The sequence below is a fragment of the Endozoicomonas sp. ALE010 genome, from assembly GCF_049310165.1.
GTDB lineage: Bacteria > Pseudomonadota > Gammaproteobacteria > Pseudomonadales > Endozoicomonadaceae > Endozoicomonas.
Genome location: NZ_JBLYNV010000008.1, coordinates 20768 through 34960 on the forward strand (window position 1 = coordinate 20768; position 14193 = coordinate 34960).

Genomic DNA, 14193 nt, shown 5'->3' on the forward strand with positions numbered 1-14193 from the left:
TCCAGCATTTAGCCTGTGGATTATCTGCCTATTTTAATTTTTTAAACAACAGATAAACAAAAGGCTTAATAAAGGCCTCGTCAGTAAAATCTGTGGGTCATTTCCGGTTCCGGTAACTTGCCAAGCGTATGATATAACGCGATTTCCGCACATCTGTAGGTTCTGAAACCGTATGATTTTCTCGTAGTGAGTTTTATCCTGGTGTTCAGACCCTCAACGATACCGCTGGAATACGCCTTTTTCGCCTTGAACCAGTTCAGGATAAGTGGCTTGTGTCGTCGAACAGTTTTAGCAGCTTTCTTCATTGGTTCTATCTTTGATCGCATCACCCTTGTACACCACCGGTCCAGGTATTTTCCTGCCCAGTGTGGTGAGATGTAGTCCCAGAACACTTGGAACTCATCTCTGAGAAGATAGGCTCTGACACTTTTCAGGTTGTACTGAAGCACTGTGTTCAGCTTGATCTCTTCTTTCTCGGTCAGGTTCTCTTTTCGCTTGAGCTGACACCAACGTGTCTTTTTCAGCACCGGTTCATCCATCTGCCTGAAGCTGTTTGTGTTCCGTGGCCCTGACTTCATCAATGGCCTTATTCAGCATGGCAACGATATGAAAGCGATCCAGAATATGTTCCTTCTTGCCTTCAGCCCATGGAACCTGTTCAACCTTTACGCCGCATGTCTTGCATTCAACCCTACGCATTTTGTAGAGGAGAAAAACCCTGATTCCCCAGAGAGGGACAAACTCGAAGCGACGTTCAGTAAGACGGTCATAGCCCGGAGCTGGTTGCTGACATCCTGAGCAAATAGCATGGCCGTTCTTGCTTGGGACCACGATGACATTGAATACTTCAGAGCCTTGATAGAGACCGAGTTTTACATCCTGATAAACAAATGACTTGAGTTTATGAACTTTATTGAGGATAGTTTTTATCAGCATCAGCGGCGTTTCTTCTTGTTTTTGTCTGCAAATAAAGACATACCTGAAATCGGCCGCTGGTGCTTTTTTCTTCAAATTTTTTGATTTCTACCCACAGTTATCCCTGAAGAGCCTGTTTTTATGTTTGGTTGAAATAAACAAATGGTGAATGAGTAGTGAAAGGGAGGAACTTTTATAAGAAAGCGTGGTCTTAAGCTGCAATCCAATGATTCGATAATTCAATGGATAAACCAACTTCTTCTCAATTAAGTCCAGCCCCTAATGGCCCTTCTAATATTCAAGGCACGCCTTTAGCTGAATCTGGTGCAACAGGTCAGGCTTTTTCCCGGTTGGTTACTGAAGTTCGACAACCTGTAACTAACCATGACATGACTGACCAATCTACAAGTTCAGATAATCAAGGATATTTAAATCCTAAAAAAAAATGGTTGGAAGATTTCGCTGTACAAAATCAAACTAACTACAAAGAATCACCTGCAATTGCAGTAGCTATACCACTGGAAAATTATCAGGTTGCAGAATATGACCCTGAAAATAATACTTTTTTGATATACTCCTTCACAAAGGGTATTCAATCAACCTCACAAAACTCGACAGATGTTGATACCAAACTTAATCCACCTATTCAAATTCCTAATCAAGAGGACATTGGTAATTTTTCTAAATCTACATCGCCGATTGCGATTATTACCCCACAATTGAAAAGTGAATATCTTCAACAGTATACATCGCCTGCAACTCAAGCCGAAGAAGCTATTGATGAAAGTTCTTCACAAATTGAATGCCAAAGGGAGCTTCGCAAAGCTCCCACTTACGCCGAGCGCAGAAGGGAGCGCCAAAGGCAACGCCAAAGGGAGCGCTACCAGGCAGACCCCGCTTACGCTGAGCGTGAAAGGGAGCGAAAAAGGAAGTGCCAAAGGAAGCGCTACCGGACAGATCCCGTTTACGTCGAGCGCCAAAAGGAGCGCCAAAAGGAGCGCCAAAGGAAGCTTCGCAAAGATCCCGTTTACGTCGAGCGCCAAAGGGAGCTCCAAAGGGAGCGCAAAAGGGAGCGCTACCAGACAGATCCCGCTTATGCCGAGCGCCAAAGGGCGCTCCAAAGGGACCGCCAAAGGAAGCTTCGCAAAGATCCCGCTTACGTCGAGCGCCAAAGGGAGCGCCAAAGGGAACTTCGCAAAGATCCCGCTTACACCCAGCGCGAAAGGGAGCGCAAAAAGCAGTATCGTCAGTCAGCCAATTCAGCTAAAAACTCAGTTAATTTACCACCGACTTCTAAATCAGCTGAAACGACCCCGAGTTCCAGTAAAAATTTTTTAAACAACAAAAGGCTTAATAAAGAAAGGAACCACAAAGGCTCAAGATTTTTTCTGAGCTTGCCTGAGCAATGTCAGGCAACTCAATAGAGGCACCCTTTTGCCTTCGTGGTTCAGAGCTTATAAACCTATTGCAACACCATCGAAGCATGGGAACGAAGCAACAGGTCAGTGCTTCCTCGCTCCATCCACGGTACAAATGTAGTTGGCCCGTTCAAAGGCTTCCGGGTTGGCCACAGAGCGCTGGCTCATCAGCCCGCGCATGTCATTCAGCCCGACAAAATCCCGCTGTTTCAGCCACACTTCCAGGCCTTTTAACAGCACGGACACATAGTCCGCGCCATTGCGGATCAGTGCAGAAGCCAGCATCACCGTATCCGCACCACCGAGCAAATATTTGATAATGTCTTCATGGTCATAGGCCCCTGATGTGGCCGCCAGAGAGGCATGGATCTTGCCGTGCAGCACACTGATCCAGCGCAGTGGAATGCCGATCTCACCGGCTTTACTGATTGGCCAGTTGGTTTCAACTTGCATATTGTTGAGATTAAAGTCCGGCTGCAGCATCCGGTTGAACATCACCAGGGCATCAACGCCCATCTCATCAAACTGTCTGGCCATATTGCCGAAGGCACTGAAGAATGGATCAATTTTCAGGGCAATCGGAATGGTGACACTGTTTTTTACACTTCTTACGACGTCCAGATAGACGTCCTCAACCTGACGTCCGGTAATTTCCAGCGAGGGTGGATTGTAATAAATATGCAGCTCGATACCATCCGCTCCAGCCTGCTCAATCTGTCGGGCATAATCCATCCAACCACCCTCCGAGCAACCATTCAGGCTGGCAATCACCGGGATACCCACGGCTGCCTTAACTTTATGAATGGTGTCCAGATATGCCTGCGAACCACGTTCCAGGGTCAGGCCGGCAGGCAGAAAAGAGGTGGCCTCCGGAAACAGGTCATCTCTGGACAGGGCAATCCGTTCTTCCTCTTCCTGCTCCCGGCGAATCTGCTCTTCAAACAGGGAAGGCAGAACCACAGCTGCGATACCGGCCTTTTCCAGACGCTGGATACTTTTCAATGTAGACGTCAATGGACTGGCTGCCGCTATTAACGGATTTTTAAGGCTTAACCCCATATAGTTGGTGGTCAAATCCATCATCTTTACTCCTCAATCACCACAGAGACATCAGAGTGCTATTTCTGCACCCTGGGCCTCGTTCCCGGGGGAACGATGGATTAACTCTGTGTCTCTGTGGTCACTTTATTAATGAACAGCCGACGCCTTCTCAGGGACAAAGTCCATGGCATTGTGTGTTGCCATTTCCTCATAGACGCCCCACTTCCGGTTGATCACTTTCTGGGCCTCGTCAAGAATCGCCTCCGCTTCATCCGGACAGGCAATATTCAGGGCCCGGTAGCGAACTTCACCACGGATATACTCCGTCAGAGGCACACTGGGTCTGAGCGAGTCCAGTTCAAACGGGTTCTCATGGTGCTCTGTACGACCAGGGTTGTACCGGAACAGAGGCCAATGGCCGGAACGCACAGCCAGTCGCTGCTGCTCCATACCGTGGGTCATGTTAATGCCATGGGCAATACAGTGCGAATAGGCGATCACCAGTGAAGGTCCGGGCCAGGCTTCAGCCTCACGAATGGCCTGCAGTGTCTGCTGCGGGCTGGCCCCCATGGCAATCCGGGCCACATAAACATTGCCATAGGCAATGGCCTGCAGCGCAACATCTTTTTTGGCGGACCGTTTACCTGCCACCGCAAATTTTGCCACCGCACCCATCGGCGTGGATTTTGACGCCTGGCCGCCGGTATTGGAATAGACTTCGGTGTCCATGACCAGCACATTGACGTTACGGCCACTGGCCAGCACATGATCAAGGCCGCCAGAGCCAATGTCGTAAGCCCAGCCGTCACCGCCAACAATCCAGACGACACGTTTCAACAAACGGTCCAGCACAACCTTGAGGCTTTGTGCTGCTGGTGTTTCTACCTGTGCAAGTTTTTCCTGCACCTGCTGCAGTCGCTCTCGCTGATTTTGTACATCAGCGTCATTCAACTGAGGTGCATGGATGATGGCATCCACAAGATCAGCACCCAGCAGTTCCCGGAAAGCCTCCAGCTCCAGCATCGCCTGCTCCGCCTGATGGTCACTGGACAGACGGAAGCCAAAGCCAAACTCGGCATTGTCTTCAAAAAGCGAGCTGGCCCAGGCAGGTCCACGCCCTTCAGCATTTTTTGACCATGGCGTGGTTGGCAGGTTACCACCATAAATGGAAGAGCAACCGGTGGCATTGGCCACCAGCAGACGATCACCAAACAGCTGGGTCAGCAGTTTCAGGTAGAGCGTTTCACCGCAGCCACCACAGGCACCGGAGAACTCAAATAAAGGTTCAAGGAACTGGATACCCCGCACGGTGGAGAAATCCACCTGACGGCGATCATTTACAGGCAACTGCTCAAAAAACGACAGATTCTGTTTTTCCTGCGCCAGTACCGGCTCCTTGTCCATCATATTGATGGCGCGATCACCACTCTTTTTGGGATTACGAACCGGGCACGCTGCCACACAGAGACCACAACCGGTGCAATCCTCCGGGTAGCACTGCAGGGTGTAGCGGGTTTCCGGGAACCCACGAGCGCTGATGGCTGCTGACTTAAACTCCTCCGGTGCATTCACCAGGCTGGCCTGATGGTAGAACTTCGCACGGATAGCCGCATGAGGGCAGACCATACTGCAGTTGCCGCACTGGATACAGGCCTCTTCATCCCAGACCGGAATCTGCAGGGCAATATTGCGTTTTTCCCAGCGGGTTGTGCCGCTTGGCCAGGTACCATCCACGGGTATCTGACTGACCGGGATCAGGTCACCCTGTCCACTAATCATACGACTGATGACTTCTTTAACAAAGTCAGGTGCCTGCTCAGAAACTACCGGCTTCTCTACAAACGTTTCACCGGGTAAATCGGCATGCGCCATATCTGAAGGGATTTCTACGGCGTAGAGATGTTCCAGAGTCTGATCACCGCCCGGAAGTTTCGCTCAACAACATCTGTACCTTTGCGTCGGTAGGTCTTGTCAATCGCCTGCTTGATACGGGCAATGGCCTCATCCCTGGGCAGAACACCGGACAGGGCAAAGAAGCAGGTCTGCATTATGGTATTGGTTCGGTTGCCCATACCAGAGCATTTCTGCACAGCAATGATCAAGGTCATGGGAAGCGCTGATTACCTCAATTTCAAAACACTAATTCAGCCTTCCGGCTTCTTAATGCGTCCAGTTTCGATAAGTTGGTCAAAAATCTCTCCTTCATCAAATAGCCCTGCTACTCTCGTGAGAGTCAGAAATTTCAACCTCAGTTTCTCGCAATCCGTACTACGGTGGCCATTTTCGGACCAACTCCCGGAATTGCAAAGCTGAAACATGTTATTTCCAGCAGGAGTAATCACCATGTTGACAAACTCGTTGCAAACCCCATCACAGCCCTGCCCACAAATCCCTGGCACCGACGACACCAGGGATACATTCAACAGCCAGATAATTTCCTTTCATGGCAGGAACGCCGAAAGGCAGGCTTGCCCTGCCAACTCCGGGACATTTATTTGTGCTGGTAACGGAAGCAGTCTTCTGCCCGGTAATAGGCTGTGCTCCTTTGTCCTCACAGCGATTCAGGCCAGTGGCAACCTGATGCACAATGCCGCAGAATTTGCCGCAGGACAGGTGATGGGTTCCGATGACATTGACTGGCTATGTCCAGAATTAAAACAGAGCCTGGTGGCTTTGGCGACATTATCCACTCTAGTGCAGACGGCCGGGGCGGCCCAAGTGTTAAGGAAATGCAGACCAGATCACCATTTTGGTTGTGATCTTCGATTCTGTTTTCCGTGTGGGTATCGTTATAATTGTCGTCCCTTAGCGATCCGATGCAATGGCAGAAAAGAATGTCCACCATATAACATAGATGAAAGAGGATGCACTCAACGAACTTGCGAAGACTTGGGGCGCAGGTATCTGTGTGGCAACTCAACATGCAGTAACACCCCATGCTCAACTCCTTCCCCTAAGACTACTACTGGGCCAACATTATCTTCCATAAATACCAGCTTTACCCCATCTTCCGTCCGGATTTTTGAACCCCCGACATCGTTCTTTAATCAGACAACCAACTCAACCAAAACATCCCCTTTACGGACAAACGACACCAGCTCGCCTACCTCTGGCAATACGCCCGAAACAGTCTCTGCGGTGGTTATTGGCGCGATGATTATTCTAGGTGCCTTGACCGCACTCTATTGTGTTAGCAGCTATCAAAGTTACCGGGTACTGAGGCGCAACGATGACGAGTCATCAACTTGCCAACTGATTGGCAGGGCGCTTGCCAATCCAATGTACTTTCATACACATCAACAGCAAGCTACCGACAGACGGGCTGATGTTGAACTGCTGGACTCCCCGGACCGGAGTAATCCGGAGAGTTTTCCAGTTTGATAGGGCAAGGGTCTCATTCGGGTTACTACTGAAGCTACACCATCCCATGCTCCTTACGTATCCGCTCAGAAGCATATTTGATAACTTTCGGATCAATATCCATCGCCATTTTAAAAAAAGCTGTGTCATCTTTCAGGGTTTCAGAGAGAGCTTGAGACATGTAATAAGATTCACCACATTTTACCAACCCAAGCATTATTGTCGGGTCATCACCGTAAGGCCGCCAATATAAAAACGAAAGGTAACGCATGTTTAAATCCAATACTTGTAACATGGCATTTCTGACTGTTTTTTTGTTGCTCATGACCTGAACCGTGTCGAAAAATTGATTCTGGTGGGCGTTAGCCGCGGCCCTGAGCACTTCAGGATCATCCCAGAACTTCTCATCGGCATGCAGTAATGCCTTCGGGGTGTGGGCTGCAGCATTCAAGACAACCTCTCTGTCCTGCTTTAATTCACTGGGCAAATATTCAAGCAACAGTCCATTTAATTTGACCAGTGGTAACATCAGTTGCTTATCACTCAGCCAGTCCGTTTTTGCTTTGACCAGTGGAATCATCACTTGCGGACGTAAAATAAGAAGAAGCTTGATGCATTCCTGATTATGGGTGAAATCATCATCTGAAAGTTCAGGCAACTCATCATTAAACTTAGGCACGCGGGTGGCAGCAAACCTGATGAGTTTGCTTTGTGGCCCCTCACCAAAAAGAGTACACAATAGATTTTGCAGTTCCTTGCATGAATCGTTGGAACCGATGTCAAAAAGTACGGACTTTAATATCCACTGGTTATCGTCTTTATCCAAACTGTCTATATGCAACCTTAGCCCGTTAAAGTTATCAAAAGATGGCATGCCAGGCGTTAGTTCGGAAAAATATAAATCTTCACTACGGCTTTTAATTAACAGATTTATTGCTATGAGTAATTGATCCCGGAGCCGTCTAGTAGAGTGTACCCTGCTAATTTCACAGACGATTTCTCCAATTGATTCATTAATTGCAATATTGCAGCTTTGCCCGGGATGGGAGCTTGCCACTGCATTCATCAGTAACGCCAGCTTAAAAAAACGCTTGCATTTCCCATCCAACCCTTCAGGTTTCGTGCATCCTAGCCACCTGGAGTTGAAGTCATCAATCATCCTGACCTTCAGGGTTCTACCTTTGCCACCGGGTCCATCCTCCATTACCTCAATGACGCCTTTGTGATAATTAATTTGGGTATTGATAATGCACACACCGTCCATATTCAACACAGTATTGTCCAAGCCAAATCCCTCAAGAGCTGCTGCACATTCATCTGTGAATATGTCAACGCTGTTCGGTGACGGGAAATTAACCATGGTCAACTTTTTGGATTTTTTAATTGTTTCTCCCTGCCCGGAAGCTACGGCAATATCACCGAGCATATCCACAAACCATTGGTGAATCAGAAAGACGATATCGTGAATGGAATCCACTTCATCCGCTTGCCTTGGCAAACTCAGCTGCAGCAACGAATCCCGTAATGCCAGGCAGTCCATTCGCCACTGACGGAAACAGACCGGGTCAGGCAGCAGTTCCTGCGCGGTAGTCAGCCCCGCGGTTACTGCTACCAGCTGTGTTGCCACACGTTGCTGTATCTGGTTAACCCGACCTTTCAATACCTCCAGCCTGGCCAGGGCAGTAGTAATTTTATTGGTGGTTTCTTTCCCTTTTGCGCCGGTGAGCAGATATTGTTCATAACTGAGCAACAACGCGTCAGTATCTGCCAGTAGATGGGCAATCTCTTCTTCCAGCTTCAGCAATACCTCTGCCCGCTGGGGCGACATGCTTAACAGCAGATTATTATCCGGTGACAGACACTGGTTCAATAGACGATCACGGCTGAAATAGTGGAGTAACAGGCCATTTAACCGGTTCAACTCCCGGAATTGCTCATCAACCCTCATTGGACTGTGCTCTGCAGGCTGCCATTGGTCGGTATAGGCGATAGCGGTACTGAAATCACCGCTGACTGCCGGCAACATACTCTCTGCAAACTGTTCATACTGGCTGCCGGCCAGTAAAAAAGCACCGGGCTGTTGGTCAAACTGGCCACAAACCAGAGTCACTTGCTGTCCCTCAAGACCTTCACCCGCTGCCTCATCAGTACCGGTAATAACACAGGGTTTACCGGCCTGGAGCAGGGTAATGGCCACATGGTCGCCACTGCCTCCCTGCTGGAAAACAAAGCCACCTGCCTTAGCCAGAACCTCCGGTGCCAGCATCCACAGTTCACAGTGTGGTGCCATAATAATGGCCCCCTGGGGGATGTGACGGCTGAACTCACCGGGCTGTAATCGGATCAACGGCCCCTGGCACAGCCCTTCACTCACCAGCCTGCCAGAACAGATAAATTCCGTAGGCCTGGCGGCGGAAAATTGCCTGCCCCCGCAAAGGCGTGTCATTGGGCGAACCTGAAGGATGACCACTTCGCCCTGGTGGTTAATGGCAAACTCAACGTCCACCGGACAACCGAGCAGGTTTTCCAGCTGTTCAATATAGTTATAAAGCTGCCTAACTGAAGACTCTGGCAGTGTTTGCGACTGCCCGTCAGCAATGGGCACCAGTTTTTCTGCAGCACTGTTGTTGCCCTGCGGGTCAAGTACAAACGTACTGGTAACATTGCCTGCCGTGTAAACAGGGGTGATGTTATGGCCACGGGATATGGTGTATCGGTGCGGGGTAATACCAAATTGACCGGCAACCGCCCCTTTGGGTTGTCCGGGCACAAACTCAATTTGTACTCTGTTATCTTTAAAGCCGGTATAGCTCATTGCCACACCGCCAAACCGGCAGTCCACACAGTGTTGCATGACCAGGGCCATCGGGGCGGGCATGGTCGAGGCGCAAACCTCCGGGCGATAACCGGAAGCCAGCACCTTCAGGCAGGTGCGAACAATATCATCCTCACCGTGCACCAGTGATTCGTACTTGCCGGCCTGGGCGTCACCGTAGCCATCCTCTCTGGCACCGGAGCTGCGTACGATGATTTTCTGATCCGGCTGACCCTGGCACAGCTCTTCAAAGAGTTGGTTTATGGCCCTGGCAGTCGGGTGATCCTTAACCAGCTGATAAAAGGTTTCCCCGGCGATAAACGCCGATAATGCCGCCAGTTGTTGCTCGCGGAGTTGTTGATCAGCGGTGGCATTAACCCGCGTTTTCAGCTCATGCAAGCTGGTGGTACTGCCGGAACAGAGTGACTGAATACCCGGTATTGCCCGGGCCACAGTGGCAACACTGACAGGCAGGTTTTCCAAAGCCTGTGTCTGTGCAATCTCCAGACAACGGAAGTCAGGTACCGGAATACCGTGTTCCTGCATATGTTTCAGGAACATGCCTTTGCCACCGTACCTCGCCCGGTAATCAGGCTCAGGTTGGCTTTGCCTGCCCACGACACTTTCCGCCCGAGCGGCAGAAGCATTATCGGTATTGTTGGTATCAGGCTGTGCAGAAACACTGTGTTGGCTCTCAGTACCTGCCGAGCTGCTTTCAGGACTGTTCTGAACAGCGGGCTGCACAAATGCATCCTCATTTCCCGGGTTATGGGAATTGGTTACCAAATGCTCTGGCTGTGATTTTACTGGAACAATATTCGGTGGTTGAATTCGATGGCTGAGTAAAAACCGGTCTTCTTTGGGTACAGGGGCAACCGGTTCAGGGGATGAAAACCGGTTTGTTTCCTGAGTAGTGGCCGGTGTCTTGGTGTCATCCGGGGCTGCAGGCCCGGGTGTTGCAGTCTGAACCTGCAAGTTGCCCGGTGGCCCATAAGTCACCGTCCTGCTGTCAATTTTTTTGAAAAGAGCCGTTGTCAGCCCGGAATCAGGATAAGTGTTGATGTAAATCCGGGCTGCGGCGACTGAGATGGTTCTGGATTTGCCGGAAAAGCAGAAGACAGCGAACAGGGCTTTACCCAATCCAGCAGTTTTGTAGTTGTACTGAATATTTTCCAGCCAGCTCAGCTGGACGGAGGTAGACGGGATCATATTAAAATCCTTTTAATTAATTAGTTTTTTTGTTTTGACCAGTCAGACCAGAATTAGTTCAATTTTACCGACCTCCCGGAATATCTACCCAAGAGTCTGAAGGAGGCTGTCGGACTTAAGACTGTCCGGGGGATCGAGTCCAAAAGCATTTCCACGCTCGGTCAGTCGGTAATGGTTATCTACAACATGTTTTCTAACTTCAAAAGCAACTGATACTGGGAAAAATTCACAAAAAAATCCTGTTGATGTTGAGTCGCGGTATTGTCTTGCTGGCTTAAAAAGTGGGGCAGGTAGTTGTCTAATACATTTTCAAATAACCCAACTTCTCGATCACTCAGTGATTTATAGGCATCTACAGCAGCAACTGCTGGAATATCCGCCTTGTTATACTTGAAATGCAAAATGGCATCGAGAATATCTTTTCCTGCATTTGAAACTTTAAACTTTGAAAGGATACCTTTCTGATTGACTGCTATCGCTGTTCCCCGATCAGCACAGTGACCAGAACCTGAAAAGCTACCCGTTTCTGATAAACGATTCATCAGATTTACACCCGCTGAGGCTTTTCGTCAGGATAGCTTTTCAGTTCACCCTTATCGATTTAATTCCCAACGAGAGCGAAAACACTCATTGCTTTATCGTTGCGCTTTTTGAAGGGTGTTTAAGTTGTTAACCAAATCAGGGAACTTAATTGTGTACGTTCAATCGAATCCCTGAGAAAGAACGGTAGATCGAATCGAAATTGCTTACTGGTACTATCTGTCTAAGTCGGAGCCTGTATGAATCCTGCGGAATTATTTACTTGTTCAAACCAAAATCCTGACCAGATTGTTGACGATTTCATCACATCCCAAGGCTCCTTTAATGGCAGCTCCATAAGCAATGCTGACATGGCCTCAAGACAATTAATCCCGCCAGATAATACAGCGGCTCAACAGACCTCCAGCCTCAATCAATACGACAGTATCTCAAGTACCTTCGGCATTCCTTACCTTTCCGGTCTGTTATTAAAAGCGGGAAAGACGGCCACATCAGAACATGCTGACCCGGTTGACCGCAGCCGTGCCAGATCTAAAATCGAGCAATTACTGCAAACTATCCAGGGCACAATCAACGGAACCCTGAAGCCGGGCTCAAGAGCGCCGATTGCTGATACCCCGGTTTGGTTAACACCCGTGGTAATGACCGGGGGTTTTATCACCGGGCAGCTGGCAGCCGGAGGGCCACTGAGTCACTATGAAATAGAGCTGGCCAGTCAGTTAGGACTATCAGTAACCAGCAATCTACCCGATGATCTTGCAAACATCAGGTCAGCACTTAACCAGATCTGGTTTACTGAACCGTATTCCTGCCACCTCGAGACCATGCTTCTAAACGGCAAATACCGTGTAAACACCCCCGAAGAAGGGGTTATGTTAATTCTGATGGCGCTTCACCGGTCAGGACACGATGACGAGGCTGAACAACTGATTGAAACCATTTCCCCATATCTGGGAAGGGTCAGGTTTTTCCCGGAGTCGGCCGAACAGCCCCTGCCATTAAACACGGACGAGGCCATGAGAAGCGTGGCAGATGTACTGACTCAACTGGACAACCGCTTTGGCCCTGCCCCTGAACACAAATCCAATAACCGGCTGCGGCTGGATCAAAATGCCCTGGTATTTGATCAGTGGCTGCCACTGAAGGATCGGCTTGTGGCACTGATTCAGGGCACAGTAGAAGGGGATTTACCTTATTACAACACTGAAGGGGAGCTGTGCGGCGGCATGCCTCTGGCCAGGGTCACAACAGAGTGGTTTGAAAAAGCCTCACAGTACCTGGCGGATAGAAAGCAGATAACAGAGCAACACCCCGAATTGATGTATCGTACTACCCGTAAACGTGGCAGTGAGCGGATTCTGCAACGTTCACTGGAAATATTACTGGCGTACCCGCCAGAACATCGGTGCCCCTCCGATATGGAAGGTTTTCAAAAAATCCAGTTCACACTGAGAAAAACCCTGGCAGATATCCATCGCAAGCAGGGATTACCTGACACTGAACGGTATCAGCAAGCACTGAACCAACGCCAGGGCTGGCTTGAACACTATCAAAAGAGATATCACACAGGTCATTCCCTGATCCATCAGCTACAGCCGTTAAAAGACTGTGTTCAGGTAAAACCACAGGACCTGAACATGGACACAGCAGGATTGCCCAAACCGATAAAGAAATTACTGGCAGCAATTCAGTCAAAACCAGTGATTGAGCTGCTTGAACGGGGCGATATCACCTCTGCTGAAGTACTGGCCAGCAAATACCTGAACATCGCCGCCATTGTCAAAAGTGACAGCATACTTGACCCCAGCCTGGCCGCCTTGTTCGCACAAGTGACACAGGCTTTCTTCAAACGACGATCTGTCCTTCTGCTGAATCTTCAACATCAGGTCCGGATGGATGAACTGCCCTGGGTAAAACATTTACAGGCAATCACCCCCTTTGAGCAGGACAAAAGAGTCAAGAACGCAGAAAAGCTTTTAACTGATATGGTGACTCAAGTCTTTACCTATTTTCCCCAGACCATTTTGCCCAATAGATTTATCAAATCCCTGGGTCAAATGATCGAAGAACTTCCAGAACTCTCTTTAGAGCCTCCGCTCACTGAAGAGCTTGCAGCCGATATATTCATGCATAGATTCTCTGATAAATTCCTCATGGCTGCCAAACAGGCAGCCAGCCTGATGCAGGGAACCCTTTATGAAACATATTACGGACTTGATTACAGGAGCATTGCCAACCTTAAAACGCCGGATGCCCTTTATTATCTGTGCAAGCAAAAAAGTGGTGTAACCAAAGAAAGCCGCGGGTGGAGGGATTACGCAACTTTTGAAAATGGCAAGATCATTGAATGGCAACAGATAATCACCACGCATAACCTGGCCACGTTGACTGCATTGACCAATGCTTTAGACTTGCCTGAACTGTTTAGCAGTGAGAGTGGTAAGACATTGAACCACAAGATTGCCCGCTGGATAGTGATCAAATGTGTACGCTATAACCCGGCCAATCCTGATAAGATAAGGTTGCAGGAACATAAAAATATTGCCTACGCTTTTCGTCAGATGATATTTTTTCTGTCTTTTCAACCCCACGATGCTCAATTATCCGTATTGGAAAAATTAAAAGTCATCCCTCAAAATCTGGCACGTAAAATTACTGATCTCTATATTGAAACACCAGAGCTTGTCAGCTTTGATGATATGAATGTTATTGAAATGATGGCAGCGGGTGAACATGATCGCGAACTTTTGAAAAAGAAACAGCGGCTAGACAGACTGAAGAAAAAGAAAGAACAGGTAGACACAATGATTCATTCTCTGGAAATGGTTTTAACTGACCATAAGACACAAGAGTCCTATAAACCATTTGTGGCCTGGTTGTAATAATTATTTAACT

At 48.7% G+C, this 14193-nt stretch carries 8 protein-coding genes and 1 pseudogene; 3 read left to right on the forward strand and 6 right to left on the reverse strand.

What is annotated here, in order from left to right; all coding sequences use genetic code 11:
• Window positions 1–80: 80 nt before the first annotated feature.
• Window positions 81–936: pseudogene (locus tag ACO6UY_RS05540) on the reverse strand (transposase).
• Between the two features lie 221 nt (window positions 937–1157).
• Here ACO6UY_RS05540 and ACO6UY_RS05545 point away from each other — a divergent pair.
• Window positions 1158–2339, forward strand: coding sequence for a hypothetical protein (locus tag ACO6UY_RS05545; protein ID WP_422489321.1), 1182 nt, complete (start codon window positions 1158–1160; stop codon window positions 2337–2339).
• Between the two features lie 78 nt (window positions 2340–2417).
• Here ACO6UY_RS05545 and ACO6UY_RS05550 read toward each other — a convergent pair whose 3' ends face one another.
• The 3 genes from ACO6UY_RS05550 to ACO6UY_RS05560 form a co-directional block, all read right to left on the reverse strand.
• A complete protein-coding gene (locus ACO6UY_RS05550) occupies window positions 2418–3416 on the reverse strand; it encodes a dihydroorotate dehydrogenase-like protein (protein WP_422443774.1) in 999 nt (332 codons plus the stop codon).
• 105 nt (window positions 3417–3521) lie between these two features.
• On the reverse strand, window positions 3522–5246 hold the full coding sequence (locus ACO6UY_RS05555) for a thiamine pyrophosphate-dependent enzyme (RefSeq protein WP_422489323.1): 1725 nt from the start codon (window positions 5244–5246) through the stop codon (window positions 3522–3524).
• A 14-nt stretch (window positions 5247–5260) separates the two neighbouring features.
• Window positions 5261–5482, reverse strand: coding sequence for a 2-oxoacid:acceptor oxidoreductase family protein (locus ACO6UY_RS05560; protein WP_422443778.1), 222 nt, complete (start codon window positions 5480–5482; stop codon window positions 5261–5263).
• Between the two features lie 1045 nt (window positions 5483–6527).
• Here ACO6UY_RS05560 and ACO6UY_RS05565 point away from each other — a divergent pair.
• Window positions 6528–6755: a hypothetical protein gene (locus ACO6UY_RS05565; RefSeq protein WP_422463198.1), complete on the forward strand. Its 228-nt coding sequence runs from the start codon at window positions 6528–6530 to the stop codon at window positions 6753–6755.
• Between the two features lie 34 nt (window positions 6756–6789).
• Here ACO6UY_RS05565 and ACO6UY_RS05570 read toward each other — a convergent pair whose 3' ends face one another.
• Together ACO6UY_RS05570 and ACO6UY_RS05575 are read right to left on the reverse strand one after the other, a co-directional pair.
• On the reverse strand, window positions 6790–10758 hold the full coding sequence (locus tag ACO6UY_RS05570) for a PEP/pyruvate-binding domain-containing protein (protein WP_422489325.1): 3969 nt from the start codon (window positions 10756–10758) through the stop codon (window positions 6790–6792).
• A gap of 179 nt (window positions 10759–10937) precedes the next feature.
• Window positions 10938–11300, reverse strand: a complete 363-nt coding sequence (locus ACO6UY_RS05575) for a hypothetical protein (protein WP_422443786.1) — start codon at window positions 11298–11300, stop codon at window positions 10938–10940.
• 348 nt (window positions 11301–11648) lie between these two features.
• On the opposite strand from ACO6UY_RS05575, the gene ACO6UY_RS05580 reads away from it, so the two are divergent.
• Window positions 11649–14180, forward strand: coding sequence for a hypothetical protein (locus tag ACO6UY_RS05580; protein WP_422463194.1), 2532 nt, complete (start codon window positions 11649–11651; stop codon window positions 14178–14180).
• Window positions 14181–14193: the final 13 nt, after the last annotated feature.